General features: G+C 68.3%; 19 protein-coding genes and 2 tRNA genes. 11 read left to right on the top strand and 10 right to left on the bottom strand.

The features are described 5' to 3' along the window. Window positions 1–15: 15 nt before the first annotated feature. The 5 genes from gyrB to VNR19_RS00655 all read left to right on the top strand — a co-directional run bounded on the left by gyrB (window position 16) and on the right by VNR19_RS00655 (window position 5457). Window positions 16–2049 (top strand): DNA topoisomerase (ATP-hydrolyzing) subunit B, encoded by a 2034-nt coding sequence (gene gyrB, locus VNR19_RS00675; protein ID WP_325722890.1) that lies wholly within the window; start codon window positions 16–18, stop codon window positions 2047–2049. A gap of 32 nt (window positions 2050–2081) precedes the next feature. After that, complete coding sequence (gene gyrA, locus VNR19_RS00670) at window positions 2082–4730, top strand: DNA gyrase subunit A (protein WP_325722888.1); 2649 nt, start codon at window positions 2082–2084, stop codon at window positions 4728–4730. Continuing rightward, window positions 4727–5131, top strand: a complete 405-nt coding sequence (locus VNR19_RS00665; protein WP_325722886.1) for a DUF3566 domain-containing protein — start codon at window positions 4727–4729, stop codon at window positions 5129–5131. Before gyrA ends, VNR19_RS00665 begins: the two co-directional genes overlap by 4 nt. A gap of 82 nt (window positions 5132–5213) precedes the next feature. Further along, window positions 5214–5287 (top strand) — tRNA-Ile (locus VNR19_RS00660). Window positions 5288–5381: 94 nt separating this feature from the next. Continuing rightward, window positions 5382–5457: transfer RNA gene (locus VNR19_RS00655), tRNA-Ala, on the top strand. A gap of 56 nt (window positions 5458–5513) precedes the next feature. Here VNR19_RS00655 and VNR19_RS00650 read toward each other — a convergent pair. Both VNR19_RS00650 and VNR19_RS00645 read right to left on the bottom strand, forming a co-directional pair. Next, window positions 5514–5729 carry a DUF6186 family protein gene (locus VNR19_RS00650; protein WP_325722884.1) on the bottom strand — a complete coding sequence of 72 codons (216 nt, stop codon included), beginning with the start codon at window positions 5727–5729 and terminating at the stop codon, window positions 5514–5516. Beyond that, entirely contained in the window at window positions 5726–6376 is a 651-nt protein-coding gene (locus VNR19_RS00645) for a hypothetical protein (protein ID WP_325722882.1), read from the bottom strand. The genes VNR19_RS00650 and VNR19_RS00645 overlap by 4 nt, the downstream gene beginning before the upstream one ends. A 90-nt stretch (window positions 6377–6466) precedes the next feature. On the opposite strand from VNR19_RS00645, the gene VNR19_RS00640 reads away from it, so the two are divergent. Beyond that, a complete protein-coding gene (locus VNR19_RS00640; protein ID WP_325722880.1) occupies window positions 6467–6892 on the top strand; it encodes an NUDIX hydrolase in 426 nt (141 codons plus the stop codon). On the opposite strand, the gene VNR19_RS00635 is transcribed toward VNR19_RS00640, so the two are convergent. Together VNR19_RS00635 and VNR19_RS00630 are read right to left on the bottom strand one after the other, a co-directional pair. Next, window positions 6889–7386 (bottom strand): aminoacyl-tRNA deacylase, encoded by a 498-nt coding sequence (locus tag VNR19_RS00635; protein WP_325722878.1) that lies wholly within the window; start codon window positions 7384–7386, stop codon window positions 6889–6891. The genes VNR19_RS00640 and VNR19_RS00635 overlap by 4 nt on opposite strands. Further along, window positions 7383–7967, bottom strand: coding sequence for a DNA helicase (locus VNR19_RS00630; protein ID WP_325722876.1), 585 nt, complete (start codon window positions 7965–7967; stop codon window positions 7383–7385). The genes VNR19_RS00635 and VNR19_RS00630 overlap by 4 nt, the downstream gene beginning before the upstream one ends. 95 nt (window positions 7968–8062) lie before the next feature. Between VNR19_RS00630 and VNR19_RS00625 the strand changes: the two genes are divergently transcribed. Together VNR19_RS00625 and VNR19_RS00620 are read left to right on the top strand one after the other, a co-directional pair. Then, window positions 8063–8620: a peptidylprolyl isomerase gene (locus VNR19_RS00625; protein WP_325722874.1), complete on the top strand. Its 558-nt coding sequence runs from the start codon at window positions 8063–8065 to the stop codon at window positions 8618–8620. A 29-nt stretch (window positions 8621–8649) separates the two neighbouring features. Further along, window positions 8650–9570: a rhomboid family intramembrane serine protease gene (locus tag VNR19_RS00620; RefSeq protein WP_325722872.1), complete on the top strand. Its 921-nt coding sequence runs from the start codon at window positions 8650–8652 to the stop codon at window positions 9568–9570. A gap of 142 nt (window positions 9571–9712) precedes the next feature. On the opposite strand, the gene VNR19_RS00615 is transcribed toward VNR19_RS00620, so the two are convergent. Continuing rightward, window positions 9713–9952 carry a cell division protein CrgA gene (locus VNR19_RS00615; protein WP_325722870.1) on the bottom strand — a complete coding sequence of 80 codons (240 nt, stop codon included), beginning with the start codon at window positions 9950–9952 and terminating at the stop codon, window positions 9713–9715. Between the two features lie 52 nt (window positions 9953–10004). Between VNR19_RS00615 and VNR19_RS00610 the strand changes: the two genes are divergently transcribed. From VNR19_RS00610 to VNR19_RS00600, 3 genes are read left to right on the top strand one after another with little or no spacing between them, the layout of a single operon-like run. Then, complete coding sequence (locus VNR19_RS00610) at window positions 10005–10817, top strand: class E sortase (protein WP_325722868.1); 813 nt, start codon at window positions 10005–10007, stop codon at window positions 10815–10817. Then, window positions 10817–10972 carry a hypothetical protein gene (locus VNR19_RS00605; protein WP_325722866.1) on the top strand — a complete coding sequence of 52 codons (156 nt, stop codon included), beginning with the start codon at window positions 10817–10819 and terminating at the stop codon, window positions 10970–10972. Before VNR19_RS00610 ends, VNR19_RS00605 begins: the two co-directional genes overlap by 1 nt. Further along, window positions 10969–11616, top strand: coding sequence for an anthranilate synthase component II (locus tag VNR19_RS00600; protein ID WP_325722864.1), 648 nt, complete (start codon window positions 10969–10971; stop codon window positions 11614–11616). Before VNR19_RS00605 ends, VNR19_RS00600 begins: the two co-directional genes overlap by 4 nt. A 46-nt stretch (window positions 11617–11662) precedes the next feature. On the opposite strand, the gene pknB is transcribed toward VNR19_RS00600, so the two are convergent. The 5 genes from pknB to VNR19_RS00575 form a co-directional block, all read right to left on the bottom strand. Beyond that, complete coding sequence (pknB, locus tag VNR19_RS00595) at window positions 11663–13384, bottom strand: Stk1 family PASTA domain-containing Ser/Thr kinase (protein ID WP_325722862.1); 1722 nt, start codon at window positions 13382–13384, stop codon at window positions 11663–11665. Between the two features lie 72 nt (window positions 13385–13456). Then, the gene (locus VNR19_RS00590) at window positions 13457–15208 is read right to left on the bottom strand and encodes a serine/threonine-protein kinase (RefSeq protein WP_325722860.1); all 1752 of its coding nucleotides are present in this window, start codon (window positions 15206–15208) and stop codon (window positions 13457–13459) included. After that, window positions 15205–16662 carry a peptidoglycan D,D-transpeptidase FtsI family protein gene (locus tag VNR19_RS00585; protein WP_325722858.1) on the bottom strand — a complete coding sequence of 486 codons (1458 nt, stop codon included), beginning with the start codon at window positions 16660–16662 and terminating at the stop codon, window positions 15205–15207. Before VNR19_RS00585 ends, VNR19_RS00590 begins: the two co-directional genes overlap by 4 nt. Further along, a complete protein-coding gene (locus VNR19_RS00580) occupies window positions 16659–18056 on the bottom strand; it encodes an FtsW/RodA/SpoVE family cell cycle protein (protein ID WP_325722856.1) in 1398 nt (465 codons plus the stop codon). Before VNR19_RS00580 ends, VNR19_RS00585 begins: the two co-directional genes overlap by 4 nt. Beyond that, entirely contained in the window at window positions 18053–19294 is a 1242-nt protein-coding gene (locus tag VNR19_RS00575) for a PP2C family protein-serine/threonine phosphatase (RefSeq protein WP_325722854.1), read from the bottom strand. Before VNR19_RS00575 ends, VNR19_RS00580 begins: the two co-directional genes overlap by 4 nt. Window positions 19295–19312: the final 18 nt, after the last annotated feature.

Raw genomic sequence — 19312 nt, 5'->3', positions numbered from 1 at the left:
GGAGCCTCGAAACCTATGACGTCAGCGACCCCCGATAGCGTGCCCGAGGAACCGCGTTCGCGACCCGCACACAAGGCTCCCGGCGACTACGGGGCAGACGCCATCCAGGTTCTCGAAGGACTCGAGGCCGTCCGCAAGCGCCCCGGCATGTACATCGGCTCGACCGGTGAACGCGGTCTGCACCACCTCGTGTACGAGATCGTCGACAATGCGGTCGATGAGGCCCTTGCCGGCTTCTGCGACACGATCGAGGTCACGATCCTCGCCGACGGCGGCATCCGCGTCTTCGACAACGGCCGCGGCATCCCGGTCGACATGCACCCGACCGAAGGCAAGTCGACGGTCGAGGTCGTGCTGACCGTGCTGCACGCCGGCGGCAAGTTCGGCGGCGGCGGATACGCCGTGTCGGGCGGTCTGCACGGCGTCGGCTCGTCCGTCGTGAACGCGCTGTCGAAGCGGCTCGAGGTCGAGGTCCGGCGACAGGGCTACGTGTGGCGGCAGTCGTTCCGCGACGGCGGCGTGCCGCTCGCGCCGCTCGAGCGCGGCGAGGAGAGCGACGAGACCGGCACGATCATCACGTTCTGGCCCGACCCGGAGATCTTCGAGAGCGTGTCGTTCGACTACGACACCCTCCGCACGCGCTTCCAGCAGATGGCGTTCCTCAACAAGGGCCTGCGCATCAGCCTGAGCGACGAGCGGCCCGAGTCGGCGTATGCCGTCGACAACGACGGCGAAGAGGCCGAGCGTCAGCCCGCCGACAGCTACCTCTACGAGCGCGGTCTCGTCGACTACGTCGAATACATCAACAAGGTGCGCAAGGCCGAGACGGTGAACGACATCATCGACTTCGAGTCGGAGGACACCGAGCGCAAGATCGCGATGGAGATCGCGATGCAGTGGACGACGAGCTACACCGAGAACGTCTACACCTTCGCGAACACGATCAACACGCACGAGGGTGGGACGCACGAAGAGGGCTTCCGTGCCGCGCTCACCGCGCTGGTCAACCGATACGCCCGCGCGCAGGGCCTGCTGAAGGACAAGGACGAGAACCTCTCCGGCGAGGACGTGCGCGAAGGCCTCACCGCCGTCATCTCGGTCAAGCTCTCCGAGCCGCAGTTCGAGGGTCAGACGAAGACGAAACTCGGCAACACCGAGGCGAAGGCGTTCGTGCAGAAGGTCGTCGGCGACAGGCTCGGCGACTGGTTCGACCGCAACCCGCAGCAGGCCAAGAATGTCGTGCGCAAGGCGATCGACGCCGCGAACGCCCGCCTGGCGGCGCGCAAGGCGCGTGAGACAGCCCGCCGCAAGAGCGTCTTCGAATCGGCGTCGATGCCGGACAAGCTGAAGGACTGCACGAGCAAGGACCCCTCGATCAGCGAGATCTTCCTCGTGGAGGGCGACTCGGCCGGCGGCTCGGCCGTGCGCGGACGCAACCCCGAGACGCAGGCGATCCTGTCGCTTCGCGGCAAGATCCTCAACGTCGAGAAGGCGCGACTCGACCGCGCCCTGGGCAACAACGAGATCCAGGCGATGATCTCCGCGTTCGGCACCGGCATTGGCGAGGACTTCGACGTCTCGAAGGCGCGATACCACAAGATCGTCCTGATGGCGGATGCCGATGTCGACGGCCAGCACATCACGACGCTGTTGCTCACCCTCCTGTTCCGCTACATGCGCGGACTCATCGAAGCGGGCTACGTGTACCTCGCGCAGCCACCCCTCTACCGGCTCAAGTGGTCGAATGCCGAGCACGAGTACGTGTACAGCGACCGCGAACGTGACGCGCTGCTCGAGGCGGGCATCGCCGCAGGCAAGCGCATCCCGAAGGACAACGGCATCCAGCGCTACAAGGGTCTCGGAGAGATGAACCCGAAGGAGCTGTGGGAGACCACGATGGACCCCGAGACCCGCACGCTCCTGCAGGTCACGATCGACGACGCCGCCGCCGCGGACGAGATCTTCTCGATCCTCATGGGCGAAGACGTCGAATCGCGCCGCGGCTTCATCCAGCGCAACGCGAAGGACGTCCGCTTCCTCGACATCTGAGTCGGGCGCGAACGATACGGAACTGAGAGCGAATGACTGACGACATCACGACCGGGCCGGCCGAGGCATCCGGTCACAATCACGGCAACATCGACCAGGTCGATCTGCAGCTGGAGATGCAGCGCAGCTACCTCGACTACGCGATGAGCGTGATCGTCGGGCGCGCCCTGCCCGACGTGCGCGATGGGCTCAAGCCCGTGCACCGCCGCGTGATCTACGGCATGTACGACGGCGGGTACCGCCCCGACAAGGCGTTCTCGAAGTGCGCGCGCGTCGTGGGCGAGGTCATGGGTCAGTACCACCCGCACGGCGACGCCGCGATCTACGATGCGCTCGTCCGTCTCGTGCAGCCGTGGTCGATGCGCTACCCGCTCGCCGCCGGTCAGGGCAACTTCGGCTCGCCCGGCAACCAGGGCGCCGCCGCGCCGCGGTACACCGAGACCAAGATGGCGCCGCTCGCGATGGAGATGGTCCGCGACATCGACGAGGAGACCGTCGACTTCGAGGACAACTACGACGGCCACACGCAGGAGCCGACGGTCCTGCCGGCCCGCTTCCCGAACCTGCTGGTGAACGGCTCGGTCGGCATCGCGGTCGGCATGGCGACGAACATCCCGCCGCACAACCTTCGCGAGGTCGCCGACGGTGCGCTGTGGGCCCTGGAGCATCCGGATGCCACACGCGAAGAGCTCCTCGAGGCTCTCATGTCGCGCATCCACGGCCCCGACTTCCCGACCGCGGCGCAGATCCTCGGCACCCGAGGCATCCGCGATGCCTACCGCACCGGCCGCGGATCGATCACGATGCGCGCCGTCGTCAACGTCGAGGAGATCCAGGGCCGCACGTGCCTCGTCGTCACCGAGCTGCCGTACCAGGTGAACCCCGACAACGTCGCGGTCAAGATCCGCGACCTCGCACGCGACGGCCGCATCACCGGCATCGCCGACATCCGCGATGAGACGAGTGACCGCACGGGTCAGCGCCTTGTGATCGTGCTCAAGCGCGACGCGGTCGCGAAGGTCGTGCTGAACAACCTGTACAAGCACACGCAGCTGCAGGAGAACTTCGGCGCGAACATGCTCGCGATCGTCGACGGCGTGCCGCGCACGCTGGCGCTCGACGGCTTCGTGACGCACTGGATCGACCACCAGATCGAGGTCATCGTGCGCCGCACGCGCTTCCGCCTGCGCAAGGCGGAGGAGCGCATGCACATCCTGCGCGGCTACCTCAAGGCGCTCGATGCGCTCGACGAGGTCATCGCGCTCATCCGCCGCTCTCCCACGGTCGACGACGCGCGTGAGGGCCTGAAGCAGCTCCTCGACATCGACGACATCCAGGCCGACGCGATCCTGCAGATGCAGCTGCGTCGCCTCGCTGCTCTCGAACGCCAGAAGATCGTCGACGAGGCCACCGAGCTCGAGGCGCAGATCGCCGACTTCCAGGCGATCCTCGCCGACCCGATCCGCCAGCGCTCGATCATCCGCGACGAGCTGAGCGAGATCGTCGACAAGTACGGCGACGAGCGCCGCACGCAGATCCTCCCCGGTTACGACGGCGACATGTCGATCGAAGACCTCATCCCCGAAGAGGAGATGGTCGTCACCGTCACGCGCGAGGGCTACATCAAGCGCACGCGCAGCGACAACTACCGGTCGCAGCACCGAGGTGGCAAGGGCGTCAAGGGTGCACAGCTTCGCGCCGATGACGTCGTCGAGCACTTCTTCGTCACCACGACGCACCACTGGCTCCTCTTCTTCACGACGAAGGGCCGCGTGTACCGCGCGAAGGCGTACGAGGTGCCGGAGGCCGGCCGCGACGCGAAGGGCCAGCACGTCGCGAACCTGCTCGCGCTGCAGCCGGGTGAGGAGATCGCTCAGATCCTCGACATCCGCGACTACAACGTCGCGACGTACCTCGTGCTCGCCACCCGCAACGGGCTCGTCAAGAAGACGCGCCTCACCGAGTACGACACGAACCGCCAGGGCGGCGTCATCGCGATCAAGCTGCGCGGTGGCGCGGGCGACGTCGGCGAAGACGACGAAGAGGCGGGCGATGAGCCGAACGGCGACGAGGTCGTGAGCGCGATGCTCGTGAACGAGGACGACGAGATCCTCCTGATCAGCCGCCACGGCATGTCGCTGCGCTTCGCCGCGACCGACGAGACGCTGCGCCCGATGGGCCGCGCGACCGGTGGCGTGAAGGGGATGTCGTTCCGCGACGGCGACAGCCTGCTGTCGGCATCCGTCGTGTCCGACGACGGCTACGTGTTCGTCGTCACCGAAGGCGGATACGCGAAGCGCACCGCGGTCGAGCAGTATCGGCCCCAGGGGCGCGGCGGTCTGGGCATCAAGGTCGCCAAGCTGAACGAGGACCGAGGCGATCTCGCGGGCGGCCTCATCGTCAGCGAGGACGACGAGGTCTTGGTGGTTCTTGCCAGCGGCAAGGTGGTACGCTCTGCCGTGGCCGAGGTGCCTGCCAAGGGCCGTGACACCATGGGTGTCGTGTTCGCCCGCCCTGACGACGACGACCGCATCATCGCGATCGCGCGCAACGGCGAACGCGGACTCACCGAGACGGCGGATGCCACCACCACCGCCCCCGCGGACGCCGACGCGAACCCGGCTCCCGAATCCCGTGAAGGGTCTTCCCCCGAGACCCCCGAAGAGAGTCCTGAAGCATGACCACTGTCGCCGACAAGCTCGCACGCAAGTCCAGTCACAAGACGACGGCCAAGCAGGTGCGCCTGCGCCTCGTCTACATCGACTTCTGGTCAGCGGTGAAGCTCTCCTTCCTCGCCGCCGTCGCCATCGCGATCGTCACGGTCGTGGCGTTCTTCCTGATGTTCCTCGTCGTCCAGACGACGGGCCTCATCTCGACGGTGGACGAGTTCTTCCAGAGCCTGTCCGACGGGGGTGTGTCGCTCACGAGCTTCATCGGCCTGCCGCAGGTCATGGCGTTCGCGTCGATCGTCGCGATCCTGAACCTCGTCGTCGTGACGGTGATGGGTGCCGTGATCGCCGGCATCTACAACCTCGCCGTGAAGATCACCGGCGGGCTGCTCGTCGGCTTCACGTCGAACTGAGGCTGCACCCGCTCCGATTCGGAAATTCGACTCGGGTCGGGTAAAGTCTTGGAGGTTGCGACGCACGCGTCGCGTTCCAAACGGGGCTATAGCTCAGGCGGTTAGAGCGCTTCACTGATAATGAAGAGGTCCCAGGTTCAAGTCCTGGTAGCCCCACAGGCGATTGAGGCGAGCGCAGCGAATGCTTGCATTCACTGCCGAGTCGATTGAGTCCTGTGGAGCGGGCGAAGCCCGCGACACGCATCGCCCCGGGGCCTTAGCTCAGTTGGTAGAGCGCCTGCTTTGCAAGCAGGATGTCAGCGGTTCGAATCCGCTAGGCTCCACCACGTTCAGAAGACGGATGCTGCGGCATCCGTCTTCTTCGTTCCCGGGTGGCACCGCGCTACTCGCCGAATCCGGGGTCGGCGGTCTGGCCGACGAGGAAGTGCCAGCCGAGCCACCACCAGCACACGATGACCGCGAGGCGCACCGTGCGGTCGGTCATCATGAGGTCGAAGAGCTCGGTCACCGTCGCATCCGGGTCGGAGCGTCGCGCCCACCATGCGCTCACGATGAGTGCGATGCCGCATGCGGCGAAGACGACGAGGCTCGTTATCACGGCTCGCGCTCCCTCTGCTGCGATCCGCGGCGGACGTTGCCGCGCCGGACGAGGAACACCCCGAGCGCCACCCACGCGACGACGAACACCACCTTGCCGAGCGGAAGGTCGAGCAGCGGATTCACGATGTCGCTCAGCGCGGGGTGTGCGGCGCGTCCGCCCGGCGTCGACCCGCCGAGCGTCACCTGCGCGACCTCCCAGAAGCACGCGACGAGCCACACGACGGTCCAGCTCCACGCGAGGCGGCGGACAGCGGACGGCCATGCGATCGGCGCCCGTTCCGTCGAACGCGAAGGCGGCCATGCGGCGGTCAGGGCGGCGACGCCGACACCGATCATCGCAGCACCCGCGGTGACCGAGTGGCGCGGGGCGAGCGTCAGGGCGAGGGCCGCCACGGCCGCTCCGACGACCACGACATCGATGCCCGGTCGCGCGATCCGCTCGAGCATGGACAGCAGGCCAGTGGACTCCGCGATGAGGAGCACGCCGGCGACCGCGAAGATCGCGGCGTCCCCCCACTGTCCGCGCGCGAGCTGCACGACGGCGATCGCGAGGAGGATGCCGAGCCACGCGAGCCCGCCAAGCGTCGGGCGGAGGGCACCGGCCCGCGCATCCGCCCTGTCGTCGGCGTCCCCTGGCACGCGCATTCGACACGTCCTTCCTGAACCGCACTCTAGCCATCCGCGAAGGGTCGGGGCTCCGCCGTCGTCGCGAGTCCGGTGAGTAGGGTGAGTCGCGTGGATCTGCGTGTCGCCGCGTACGCCGTCATCACCGATGACGACCGGCGTGTGCTGCTCGCGCACTGGAACGATCCGAGACACGCGGCGTGGACTCTCCCCGGCGGGGGCCTCGATCCCGGCGAGGACCCGGCGGACGCCGTCTTGCGAGAAGTGCTCGAAGAGACCGGCTACTCCGTGCGCGTCGACGCGCTGCTCGGCATCCACTCACGCGTGATCCCCGCGGCGCGGCGCATCTCGGCGGGCGCTGTCGGTCCGCTCCACGCACTTCGCATCGTGTACCGGGCGTCGGTCGTCAGTGGCGATCTGCGTTTCGAGCTCGACGGCTCGACCGACCGCGCCGAGTGGTTCCCGCTCGGAACGATCCCTGAGCTCAAGCGCGTCGAGGTCGTGGACGTCGCGCTCGGCATGGCCGGGCTCGCCTAGGCGGCCGGCTCCCCCGCGACCTGCGAGATGTCGGCGACGGTCGCGCCGAGCGCCTCGATGAGCGCATCCGCGTCGACGAACATGCTGTACCCGTGCGCGCCGGCGCCCATCGCGATCCGCTGACCGGTGATGCGCTCATCGGCGTACACCGGCCACGCATGCGTGCTGCCGATCGGAACGATGGTGCCTCGCTCGTATCCTGTGGCTTCGAGTGCGCGCTCGGCATCCGGCAGCTGCAGGCGGTTCACGCCGACGACCGCACGCAGCTTGGGCCACGAGATCGCGCGGTCGCCCGGCACGAGCGCGAACAGGTACGTGTCGTCGCTGCGCTTCACGACCAGCGTCTTCACGATTCCCGCCGGCGTGATGCCCAAGAGCTCGGCCGCTTCGGGCAGGCTTCGCGCGACGGGACGCTCGCGGAACTCGACATCAAGGCCGAGAGCGGATGCCGCGGCCCTCACCCGCTCGAGCGGATCGGCGGCGTCCTGACTCACGCGTCCGGAGCGCGAAGCGGGTCGTCCGCGACCCAGAGCTCATCGTCGGCACGGAGCGTCTGCCACGCGGCATAGAACACTCCGATCGCGGCGGCCACACCGAGCAGGATCGCGATGATCCCGCTCGCACCGAGTCCGCTCTTCTTGGGGGGTTCGGGCGCGAGCTTCGCGGCGAGGGCCTTGGTCGCGCTCTTGCCGTACGCGTCGGCCTTCTTGGCGTACTTCTTGGCATCGAGTCCGCCGAACCCGCGTCCTGCCGCGAGGCGCGCGCGTGTGTCGTTGGCGGCGTCCCACACCGAGAGTCCGGCACCCACCACGGCACCGGCGGTGGGGACCACCTTGTCGGTCAGCACGGTCTTCGAGAACTTCATGCCCTTGTCGACATAAGGCGCGGCGTAGCGGTCGTACTTCTGCTTCACCGTCGGCACGAGCTCGTCGCGGCCGTAGTTGCCGAGCTGGCGGCCGGCTTCCTTCGCCACAGAGGCCGCCTCGGCCAACAGCACCTGCTGCGACTCCCACAGGTTGTTCGCCTGGCTCTGGAGTCTGCGGAGTTCCTTCTTGCGCTTGCGGCTCTTGCTCACGGGGCCCTCCCTACGCATGGGCGTGTCGGTCTCCCATCTTGCCAGACCTGGATCGAGGCGGAAGGGCTTGCGGAGAACTCTGAGAGAATGTACGCATGCCTCAGCACACCGCCGTCGCCACCATTCACACCAACCACGGCGACATCGTCGTCAATCTCTACGGAGACCACGCACCGCGCACCGTGCAGAACTTCATCGGTCTCGCCGACGGCTCGCAGGAGTGGACGCACCCGGCGACGGGGCAGAAGGGCGAGGGCCCGCTCTATCAAGACGTCATCTTCCACCGCATCATCCCCGGCTTCATGATCCAGGGCGGTGACCCGCTCGGTCAGGGCGTCGGCGGTCCGGGTTACACGTTCAACGACGAGATCCACCCCGAGCTCACCTTCCATAAGCCCTACCTGCTCGCGATGGCGAACGCCGGTCTGCGCCGCAACGCGATCACGGGCGCGGTCGAGGGCACCAACGGCTCGCAGTTCTTCATCACCACCGACCCGACCCCGTGGCTGCAGGGCAAGCACACGATCTTCGGCGAGGTCGCCGACGACGACTCGCGCGCCGTCGTCGACGAGATCAGCCGCGTCCCCACCGCCGCGGGTGACCGCCCGGTCGAGCCGGTCGTCATCTCCTCGATCGACGTCGTCGCGGTCTGACCGACGCCTGAGACCACCCGCGACCACCCGTGACCTCGGCCGAGCCTCGCAACAGCGACGACTACTGCTACCGGCACCCCGACCGGCAGAGCTTCGTGCTCTGCCAGCGGTGTCTGCGCACGATCTGCCCCGAATGCCAGACGCAGGCCCCGGTGGGTGTGATCTGCCCGGAGTGCCTCCGCGAGCAGCAGGGAGCGCAGAGCCCCGCGCAGCGCAAGGCCGAGCGTCGCTGGTCGACCGCTCGCCCCGTCGCGGCGCCGCTCGACACGCGGCCGCTCGTGACGTACGCGATCATCGGGATCACGCTGATCGCGTACATCGTCACCCTCATCCCGGGGCTGAACGCCGAGGGCTGGCTCGCTTTCAACAGCGCGTTCGTGCTGCCCGCCAGCGGCGTGCCGTTCCAGCCGTGGCGGCTCTTCACGGTGCTGCTCGTGCACGACGGGTTCTGGCACGTCGGGCTCAACATGCTCGCGCTGTGGATGATCGGCCGCAGTCTCGAACCGCTCGTGGGTCGATGGCGCTTCCTGGCGCTCTACCTCATCAGCGGTCTCGGCGGGTCGGTCGCTGTGGCGCTGCTCGCCCCCTTCACGTGGGTGGTCGGCGCATCCGGTGCCGTCTTCGGCCTGTTCGGCGCGCTGCTCGTGATCGGGCGCCACATCGGCGCCAACATGCGCGGCATCGCGATCATCATCGGCATCAATCTCGCGCTGCCGTTCGTGTTCGCGCTCATCGGCGCGATCGGCAGCGGTTCGTTCGCGATGGCGCTGAGCGCGATCCGCATCTCGTGGCAGGCGCACCTCGGCGGACTCGTCGCCGGCGCGCTCGTGGGATTCATCTACGCGCGCACGCGGCGGCTGCGCCAGCGCCCGCTCCAGATCGGACTGCTCGTCGGGCTCACCGTCGTGCTTCTCGCACTGCTTGTGATTCCGGCCGTCTTCTACCTCTGATGCGTTCACGCGCATAGTTATCCACAGGTTCATCCACACGTGGGGATGAATCACACGCGTGTAATTACCCACATGTGGACACATCGGTGGATAAGGAAAGCACCGCCCGAAGGCGGTGCTTTCGAAGAGTCGGATGCCGCGGCTAACGCCAGCGGGTCGTCATGAGGAAGCCGATGAAGGCGATGCCGAAGCCGATCACGAGGTTCCAGCCCTCGATGCCCGGGATGGGGTAATTGTTGCCGCTCAGGTAGAAGACCAGCACCCAGACGAGCCCGACGAGCATGAGCCCGATCATGATGGGCTTGAACCACACCGGGTTGGGGGCGGCGTCGCCTCCGCCGCGTTCGACGAGGGCGTCGTCGTCTTTGCCTGCACGTGCCATGCCGACAGTCTACTGTCAGCGCGGCTCCAGCACTGATCAATAGAATCCACCTGTGGACGACGACGCACCCGTCGAGTCGGCCGACGCGCAGCGTGCACGTGCGGCCGATCGTCGCCGTCCCGATCGGCCCCGCGCATCCGTCATCGGGGTCCTCGGCGAGATCCTCATCACGATCGGCGTCGTCGTGCTGCTGTACGTCGCATGGCAGATGTGGATCGGCGACTGGATCTTCGGCGCCGAGCGCAACGCCGCCGGTCAGGAGCGGTCTGTCGAGTGGCAGGAGAGCTACGAAGCGTCCGACCCCGATCCTCTGCCGACCACGGAACCGGATGCCTCGGGCGAGACCCCGACCGCCGATCCGATCATCCTTCCCGAGCCCGCCGACGCCGAGGTCTTCGCGGTCATGCGCGTGCCGCGCTTCGGGCCCGACTACGCCGTCGAGATGGCCGGCGGCGTGAGCCGAGCGCGCACGCTCGACACGATCGGCATCGGGCACTACCCCGGAACGCAGATGCCGGGAGAGCCGGGCAACTTCGCCGTCGCGGCCCACCGCACGACGTGGGGCAAGCCGTTCAACCGCATCGCGGAGCTGCGCGTGGGCGACGCGATCGTCATCGAGACCCCCGACGGCTGGTACACGTACCGCTTCCGCACGCTCGAGTACGTGCGACCCGATGAGGTCGACGTGCTCCTACCGGTGCCGCAGAGGCCCGACATCGTGCAGGCGACGACGGCGTACATGACCATGACGAGCTGCAGTCCCATGTTCGGGCTCGCCGAGCGGATCGTCGCGTACAGCGTGTTCGAGTCGTTCACGCCGCGCTCGGCCGGCCCGCCCGCCTCGCTCACCGAAGGAGCGGCCTGATGTACGCGGCCCTGTGGCGCATCCTCCCCGGTCCCGCGTGGGTTCGGGTGATCATCCTGCTGGTCCTGCTCGCCGCCGTGCTGTACGGACTCTTCTACTACGTCTTCCCGTGGGTGAGTCAGTTCATCATCCCGCAGGAAGTCACCGTCGAATGAGCGAGGGTCGGCGCGGCGGGCGTGTGCTCGTCGTCGACAACCACGACAGCTTCGTCCACACGCTCGTGGGCTACCTGCACGAGCTCGGTGCCGAGACGGACCTCATCGAGGCCGACGCGATCCGCGCGGATGAAGCGGCGGCTGCGATCGACGGATACCGCGCGGTGCTCGTCTCACCCGGACCGGGAACGCCTGCACGCGCCGGCGCCTCGATCGCCGTCGTGAGCGAAGCGGCTTCTCGCGGCGTGCCGCTGCTCGGCGTGTGCCTCGGGCATCAGGCGATCGGCGAGGCGTTCGGCGCCCGTGTCGACCACGCCCCCGAGCTCATGCACGGCATGACGTCACTCGTGCACCACGGGGGCGACCCGCTGTACGGCGGCCTGCCCGATCCGTTCGTCGCGACGCGCTACCACTCACTGGCGATCGTGCCCGAGACCCTTCCCGACGAGCTCGAGGTCACCAGCAGCACCGACAGCGGGGTCATCATGGGGGTGCGGCACCGCGACGCTCCGATCGAGGGCGTGCAGTTCCACCCCGAGAGCGTGCTCACCGAAGGCGGGTACCGACTGCTCGGCAATTGGCTGGCGTCGGTCGGATTCTCGGATGCCGCCGCCCGCGGCGCCGTGCTGCATCCGCGTCGCTGACCCCTCGCGGCGCGTACGGCGCAGCGCGCCGCGCCCGCTGGACGCGCTACTCGTCCGGCTCTCCGCCTGCTGCTCCCGTGCAGTACGTGATCGTGATCGTCGAATGGACCGGCACATCGCCCGGCGCGAGGGACTGCTGCGACACGATCGGCGGATCGACGGCGGGACACGTCGGGTCTTCGATCGTCTCGACCGTGAGCCTGATGTCGGGCGCCTCGAGGGCTGTCCGGGCTGCTTCGACGGTGTAACCGCGATAGTCGAGGATCGTGACCTGGCCCGATGCGACGACGAGGTTCACGGCGGAGCCCTTCGCCACTTCGGCGCCCGTCGCGGGATCCGACGAGATCACCATGCCCTGGGCGAGATCGGGATCATTCCGGGTCGTGACGGTGCCGAGGGTGAGCCCGGCCGCGGTGAGCGCGTCGCTCGCCGCGTCACGAGCGAGCCCTTCGAGCACCGGCACGGTCGTGGTCTCCTGCCCGCTCGACACGTAGACGCGGATCTCCTGGCCCACGGCGACCGACACATCCGCCTCGGGATCCGTGCGGATGACGATGCCCGCGGCGACCTCGGTGCTCGGCTCGTCGATTCGTCGTGCGATGAGGTCTGCCTCGCCGAGTTCGACGGTGGCGCGTTCGTAGGTCATGCCGGTCACGTCGGGCACGATGCGCGCGGATGCCGGGATGTCTCCGCCCGGGCGGATCGTGAGCACCCAGAAGAGCACCGAGATGAGCAGCACCGCGAGGACGGCGACACCCGCCCAGATCCACGCGACCGGCGGGCCGGCCTGTGTGCGTTTCATGGTCGAATCGGTGCTGAGCTGCCGGAGCGAGCGGGCCGTCTCGGCGGCCTGCCGCGGGTTCGGTCCATACAGCTCGCTCGTCAGCGCGCCGACCTGGCGGCGCGACGGATTGCGCCCGCCGATCGTCGCGTCGAGCGCTTCGCGGAACGTCGCCGCATCCTGATAGCGCTGGAACGGATCCTTCGCGAGGGCACGCACCACGACCGCGTCGAGCGCGCGCGGAATCGCCTCGTTGATCTCGGACGGCGCGGTGGGTGCCTCACTCACGTGCTGGTAGGCCACCGCGACCGGGCTCTCACCGCGGAACGGCGGACGCCCCGTGAGCAGCTCGTACAGCACGACGCCGGTCGAGTAGAGATCGGCGCGTGCGTCGACGGGCTCGCCCTTCGCCTGCTCGGGTGAGAAGTATGCGGCCGTCCCGAGGATCTGCGTCGTCTCGGCGACGGTCGAGGAGCTGTCGGACACCGCGCGCGCAATGCCGAAGTCCATCACCTTGACCTGTCCGGCCGGCGTCACCATGACGTTGCCCGGCTTGATGTCGCGGTGGACGACACCCGCGCGGTGCGAGTACTCCAGCGCCTCCAGGATGCCGTCGACGTACCGCACGGCGTCGCCGACCGGCACGGGACCCTGCGCGATGATGTCTTTGAGGAGCGACCCGTTCACGAGCTCCATGACGATGTACGGGACAGAGCGGATGCTGCCGTCCGGCGCCGTCTCGGAGTCCTCGCCCGCGTCGAACACGCGCACGATCGTGGGATGCGCCATGCGCGACGCCGCCTGCGCCTCGAGCCGGAACCGCGTGCGGAAGGCGTTGTCGCCCGCGAGCTCGCGGTCGAGGATCTTGATCGCGACCTGGCGCCCGAGCGTCAGGTCGTAGCCGCGGTACACGGTCGCCATCCCGCCCCGACCGATCTGCTCATCGACGCGGTAGCGCCCCGAAAGCACGCGCGTCTCAGCAATCACGGTCACTCCCTGGGGTCGAAACAGAGTCAGCCTAACCGACCGCGGGGTGTCCGCCGCGCGTCGATCGAAGCGTCAGCCGTCGGTCGGCTCGGGCTCGGGTTCGCCGCCGTCGTCGGGCGTCGGCAGGGTGGTCGTGCTGGTCACCGGCGACGGCGCCGACGACCGCTGCTCGCCGCCCGATCCGCCGCTGCACGTGTACACGTAGGTCGCGGTGACCTGGGCGTTCGGCTGGTTGACGACCACGATGTCGGCAGAGAGCTCGGTCGGACCGAAGTCGCGCGACGTCGACCCGCCCTGCACGAAGGTCGCGCCCGTGATCGTCACGGTGAAGCTGCTCAGGCTGCCCGTGCCCGCCGGGCACGACGCAGACTGCCACGTCACCGGCACGGTGGTGCCCTGCACCGGCTGCGCGCCGTTGTTGATCGTGGGCCCCGCCTGCGGAGCGGGGATGCTCGTCTGCTCGCCGAAGCAGATCACGCTGATCGCCGACCCCCGGTCGACGTTGCCGCCCGCGGGGTTGGTCGCCTCGACGGTGTTGACCTGCGCGCCGGTGGGAGCCGCCGAGCCCGCAGCGCGAGTGGGCTGCAGACCCGCCTCGGTCGCCTTGACCAGTGCGTCGTCGCAGTTCATTCCGAAGAGCGCGAGCGCGTCGATGTTGACGCGCGTGTCTTCGGTCTCGGTGGGCGTGGGAGTCGGCGTTTCGCTCTGCGTCGGCGACGACGGCGTCGGGTCGGGGTTACCGCCCTGGTTCGCGAACAGCGCCCAGATGGTGCCTCCGAGCACGAGCAGGAGCAGCATGATGAGCGCGATGAGGGGCCACGTCCACGGGCTGCGCTTCTTCTTCTGCGGCTCCTCCTCCCCTTCGACCGGCGCGGGATCGGCGGAGGGCATCAGCTGCGTCGAGCCGGGATCGCCGCCGGGCGTGAGCAGCATCGTCACGTCGTCGGAGCCGGCTGCCGCGGCGGCACCGGCGATCGCCGGCACGGCGGCGGCCGCTGCGGCGACATCACCTCGCCGGAGAGCTGTCGCCGCGCGCGCGACGGCCGCGGCCGAAGCCGGGCGGTCTTCCGGCTTCTTCGCGATCATCGCCATCACGAGTTTCTGCACCGGCGCGGCGACGGTCGGCGGCAGCGGCGGAGGCTGCTCGTTGATCTGCGCCATCGCGATCGCGACCTGCGACTCGCCCGTGAACGGACGCTTGCCGGCGAGGCACTCGTACGCGACGATTCCCAGCGAGTAGATGTCGGTGGCGGGCGACGCCGGATGCCCCGACGCCTGCTCCGGCGAGAGATACTGCACCGTGCCCATGACCTGCCCGGTCGCGGTGAGCGGAACCTGGTCGGCGATGCGCGCGATGCCGAAGTCTGTGATCTTGACGCGCCCGTCGGGTGTGATGAGGAGGTTTCCGGGCTTGATGTCGCGGTGCACGAGTCCGGCCGCGTGTGCGGCCTGGAGTGCGGCGGAGGTCTGGGCGACGATGTCGAGCGTCTTGTCGGTCGACAGGGAGCCGTCCCGCTCGAGGATCGTCGACAGCGCCTCACCCGGGACGAGCTCCATCACGAGGAAGGCGGAGCCGTTCTCCTCGCCGTAGTCGAAGACGCTCGCGATGCCCTCGTGGTTGACGAGCGCGGCGTGGCGGGCCTCGGCGCGGAAGCGCTCCAGGAAGCCCGGGTCGCCCATGTACTCGTCTTTGAGGATCTTGATGGCGACGGTGCGGCCGATGACGTGGTCGGTCGCCTCCCACACCTCACCCATCCCGCCGATGGCGATCCGAGAATCCAGCTCGTAACGGCCGCCGAAGGTCACACCCTGCGTCGGTCTCATCTGCCCAGCACCGCCTCCATGACCCTCTTCGCGATAGGCGCCGCGATCGTGTTGCCGCTCCCCGACTGACCCTGTCCTCCGCCGTCTTCCACGACGACGGCGACAGCCACCCGCGGGTTGTCCGCAGGCGCGAACCCGGTGAACCACAACGTGTAGGGTCTGCCGGGTCCGTTCTCCGCGGTGCCGGTCTTCCCGCCCACGTCGATCCCGTCTATTCTTGCACCCGATGCGGCGCCGTCATTGACATTGGCGACCATCATCGCGATCATCTCCGCGGCCAGGTCGTCTTCGAGCGCCCGTCCGAACTCGACATCGTCGAACGTCTCCTGCACCGACAGGTCGGATCCGATCACCCGATCGACCAGCCGCGGGCTCATGACGATCCCACGGTTCGCGATACCGGCGGACACCATCGCCATCTGCAGGGGAGTCGCCGTGACCTGCCCCTGGCCGAATCCGGTCAGCGCCGTCTGCGGGTCGTCGAGCGCCCGCGGGTAGCTCGACGGCGTCGAGGTCATCGGCACGTCGAACGACATGTTGAATCCGTACTTCTCCGCCTCTTCGCGGATTGCGTTGTCGCCCAGCTCCACGGCGAGCTGTGCGAACGGGATGTTGCAGCTCAGCCGCAGGGCGTCGGCGATCGACACCGTCGCGCCGCCGCCGCACGTGCCTCCGCCGGCGTTGTACACGACGGCGCTCGATTGGGGCAGGCGGTACACCGCGAGGTTCGGCAGCTGCGATTCGGGCGTGTACTCGCCCGACGCGAGCGCTGCCGACGCGACCACGAGCTTGAAGGTCGAACCCGGCGGGTTCAGGTCGCCGCCGATCGAACGGTCGTAGAGCGGATGCGTCGGCTCCGCCTCGAGCGCGTCGTAGGCGGCCAGCGCGGCATCCGGATCATGCTGCGCCAGAACATTCGTGTCGAAGGACGGACTCGACACCATCGCGAGGATGCGGCCCGTCGCCGGCTCGATCGCGATGACCGCGCCTTGGAGGTTGCCGAGCGCCTCGTACGCAGCGCGCTGAGCGTCCGCGTCGAGCGACAGCACGACGTTCGAACCCCGCGGGGGCTGACCCGTGATGATGCGCTCGATGCGCGAGAAGAACTGCGATCCGGAGGTGCCGCTGAGCGCCTGGTTCATCGCCTGCTCGACGCCCGTCGAAGAGCCGAGCGCCGGGTTGATCCAGCCCGTGACGTGCGCCCACATCGGCGCGTCGGGATATTGGCGCTGCCACGAGTAGACGTCGTCCGACGGCACGGAGGTCGCGATCGGGATGCCGCTCGCGATGATCGAGCCCCGCTGCACCTCGTAGGAGTCGTAGAGTGCGCGGCGGTTCGCCGGGTTCGCCGACAGGGCGTCGGCCTCGACCACCTGGATCCAGCTCGTCGACGCGAAAAGGGCCAGGAACATGATGAGCATGAGGATGCTGAGGCGGCGCAGTTCCTTCGTCATCCGATCACCACCCGGGGCTGCTGCCGCACGGCATCCGAGATGCGCAGCAGGAGGGCGACGATGATCCAGTTCGCGACGAGCGACGAACCGCCCGCCGCGAGGAACGGCGTCGTGAGACCCGTGAGAGGGATGAGGCGGGTCACGCCGCCCACCATGATGAACACCTGCAGCGCGAGTGTGAACGACACGCCGGTTGCGAGCAGCTTGCCGAAGTCGTCCTGGCCGGCGAGGCCGATGCGGATGCCGCGACTGGCGAACACCATGTAGAGGCACAGCAGAGCGAACACGCCGACGAGGCCGAGCTCCTCGCCGAGCGCGGGGAAGATGTAGTCGCTCTCGGCGACGGGCGTGAGCTCGGGGCGGCCCCGACCGAGACCCGTGCCGATCAGGCCACCCTGCGCGAGGCCGAAGATGCCGTTGACGAGCTGGTAGCTGCTGCCGTCCATGAGGTCGGGGTTGAACGCGTCGAGCCAGTTCGTGAAGCGGCCGCCCACGTACGGCAGCACGCGCGACGCGAAGAACGCACCGCCTGCCGCGAGCACGACACCGATCAGGACCCAGCTCGTCTTGCCGGTGGCGACGTACAGCATCGCGACGAACATGCCGAAGATGAGGAGGCCTGTGCCCAGATCGCGCTGCAGCACGATGATCCCGAGAGACAGCAGCCAGAACACGAGCAGCGGCCCGAGCTCGCGGGCCCGGGGCCACGTGATGCCGAGGAACCTCGTTCCGACGGACGTGAGGCTCTCGCGCGTGCGCACGAGGTACCCGGCGAAGAAGATGGCCAGTGCGAGCTTCGCGAGCTCACCCGGCTGGAAGCTGAAGAAGCCGAGCGACACCCACACGTCGGCATTGGCGTCGGTGCCGAGACCCGGGATGATCGGGAGGATCAGCAGCACGACACCGAGGAACCCGAACACATACGTGTAGCGGAAGAGCACGCGGTAGTTGCGCAGCGCGATCACGACCGCGATCGCGAGCACGAGCGCGATCGCGGCCCACACGAGCTGCCGGATCGAGAACGCCTCCCACCCTTCACGGTTGCGGGCGAGGTCGAGGCGATAGATCATCGCGAGGCCTATGCCGGTGAGCAGTGTCGCGATGGGGACGACGAACGGATCGGCGTCTCGAGCCCGCAGCCGCAGCACGATGTGCAGCACGATGACGAGCACCATCAGCCCGCCGCACAGCATCAGGAAGGACATGTCGATCGCGCCGCGCGCCCCGAGCTGCACGAGCGCGATCGCGCCGCCCGTCAGCACGAAAGCGAACAGCAGGAGGAACAGCTCGCGGTTGCGGTGCGTCTGCGGTACGCGAAGTCGGCGGAGTGCGCGCAGCACGGTGGTGTCGGCGTTGATCGCCTCGGTCGGCGACGAGGGCTGCGTCGAGGTCATCTGCTGTTCACCTCCGCTCTGTCTCGGATGCGGTCGACGATCGCCTCGGCGTCGGCGAGCGACCGCGCGGTGATCGTGTTCTCGATGGTGACACGGTCGAACAGTGTGAGGTCTTCGAGCGAGATGCCCGTGTCGATGTACGGCGTCGACAGGCTGATCGGCCCGATGTCCTGCTGGATTCCGCGGTAGATCACCACGGTGTCTTCATCGGCGCCGACGAAGTACCGGGTCTGCGTCCACTGGTACGCCCCGAACATCGCGCCCGCCAGCATGAGGAGGACGAGCACGAGGCCGATCGTCCAGCCGATGCGACGGCGCCGCGCGCGCCGGCGGTCCTCTTCGATGAGCTCTTCGAGGTACTCGGGAGCGGGCTCGAAGTGCGTCGGCTCGTTCGCCGCCTGGCGTACCGGATGCAGCCAGCCTCCGCGGCTCGGACGAGCGGCCGGCACTTCGACACCCTCGGGGTTCGAGGCCGATCCGACGATCGTCGGTGTGCCGGAGAAGATCGGATGCTGCCCGCCGACGTCGACGATCACGATCGTCACATTGTCGGGAGCGCCCCCGTCGAGCGCCTGCTTGAGCAGGTTGTCGGCCGTGCGACCCGGCGCCATGCCCTGCCCGAGCGCCCGCGCGGTGTGGATGTCGTCGACGACGCCCGAGAGCCCGTCGGAGCAGATGAGCCACCGGTCGCCGGGCTGCGTCGGCATGATGAACGTGTCGAGCTCGGGGTCGGCGTCCATGTCGCCGAGCACGCGCATGAGCACGGAGCGGCGAGGATGGAACCGGGCCTCTTCGGGCGTTATGCGGCCCGAGTCGACGAGGCGCTGCACGAATGTGTGGTCGGTCGTGATCTGGGTGAGCGCGCCGTCGCGGTAGAGGTATACGCGTGAGTCGCCGATGTGCGCGATGACGGCGTAGTCGTCGACCATGATGAGCGCGCTGACCGTCGTGCCCATGCCGGCGAGCTCGGGGCGCGCACGCACCGTGTCGATGAGGTCGCCCGCCGTCTCGGTGATCGCCTCGCGCAGGGCGCGCTCGGCCTCGGCGGTCGATTCGAACGGGCGGTCGAGCTCGGCCAGGCGGTTGATCGCCATGCTCGACGCGACGTCACCGCCCGCGTGACCGCCCATGCCGTCGGCGACGACGAAGAGGTTCGAGCCCGCGTAACCGGAGTCCTGGTTGTTGGACCGCACCTTCCCGGTGTGCGAGATGGCGGCACTCGAGCCCTCGAAGACCATGCGTCGTGGTTCTCCCCG

This window comes from Microbacterium sp., from assembly GCF_035556355.1.
Taxonomy (GTDB): Bacteria; Actinomycetota; Actinomycetes; order Actinomycetales; family Microbacteriaceae; genus Microbacterium.
The sequence above is the reverse complement of the archived record's forward strand: the minus strand, read 5'-3'. Positions and strand labels throughout refer to the sequence as shown.

Excerpts from the sequence above, each read along its gene's own strand:
- gyrB (WP_325722890.1), top strand. The coding sequence starts at position 16 with ATGACGTCAGCGACCCCCGATAGCGTGCCCGAGGAACCGCGTTCGCGA.
- gyrA (WP_325722888.1), top strand. The coding sequence starts at position 2,082 with ATGACTGACGACATCACGACCGGGCCGGCCGAGGCATCCGGTCACAAT.
- VNR19_RS00665 (WP_325722886.1), top strand. The coding sequence starts at position 4,727 with ATGACCACTGTCGCCGACAAGCTCGCACGCAAGTCCAGTCACAAGACG.
- VNR19_RS00645 (WP_325722882.1), bottom strand. The coding sequence starts at position 6,376 with ATGCGCGTGCCAGGGGACGCCGACGACAGGGCGGATGCGCGGGCCGGT.
- VNR19_RS00625 (WP_325722874.1), top strand. The coding sequence starts at position 8,063 with ATGCCTCAGCACACCGCCGTCGCCACCATTCACACCAACCACGGCGAC.
- VNR19_RS00615 (WP_325722870.1), bottom strand. The coding sequence starts at position 9,952 with ATGGCACGTGCAGGCAAAGACGACGACGCCCTCGTCGAACGCGGCGGA.
- VNR19_RS00605 (WP_325722866.1), top strand. The coding sequence starts at position 10,817 with ATGTACGCGGCCCTGTGGCGCATCCTCCCCGGTCCCGCGTGGGTTCGG.
- VNR19_RS00600 (WP_325722864.1), top strand. The coding sequence starts at position 10,969 with ATGAGCGAGGGTCGGCGCGGCGGGCGTGTGCTCGTCGTCGACAACCAC.
- VNR19_RS00590 (WP_325722860.1), bottom strand. The coding sequence starts at position 15,208 with ATGAGACCGACGCAGGGTGTGACCTTCGGCGGCCGTTACGAGCTGGAT.
- VNR19_RS00585 (WP_325722858.1), bottom strand. The coding sequence starts at position 16,662 with ATGACGAAGGAACTGCGCCGCCTCAGCATCCTCATGCTCATCATGTTC.
- VNR19_RS00580 (WP_325722856.1), bottom strand. The coding sequence starts at position 18,056 with ATGACCTCGACGCAGCCCTCGTCGCCGACCGAGGCGATCAACGCCGAC.
- VNR19_RS00575 (WP_325722854.1), bottom strand. The coding sequence starts at position 19,294 with ATGGTCTTCGAGGGCTCGAGTGCCGCCATCTCGCACACCGGGAAGGTG.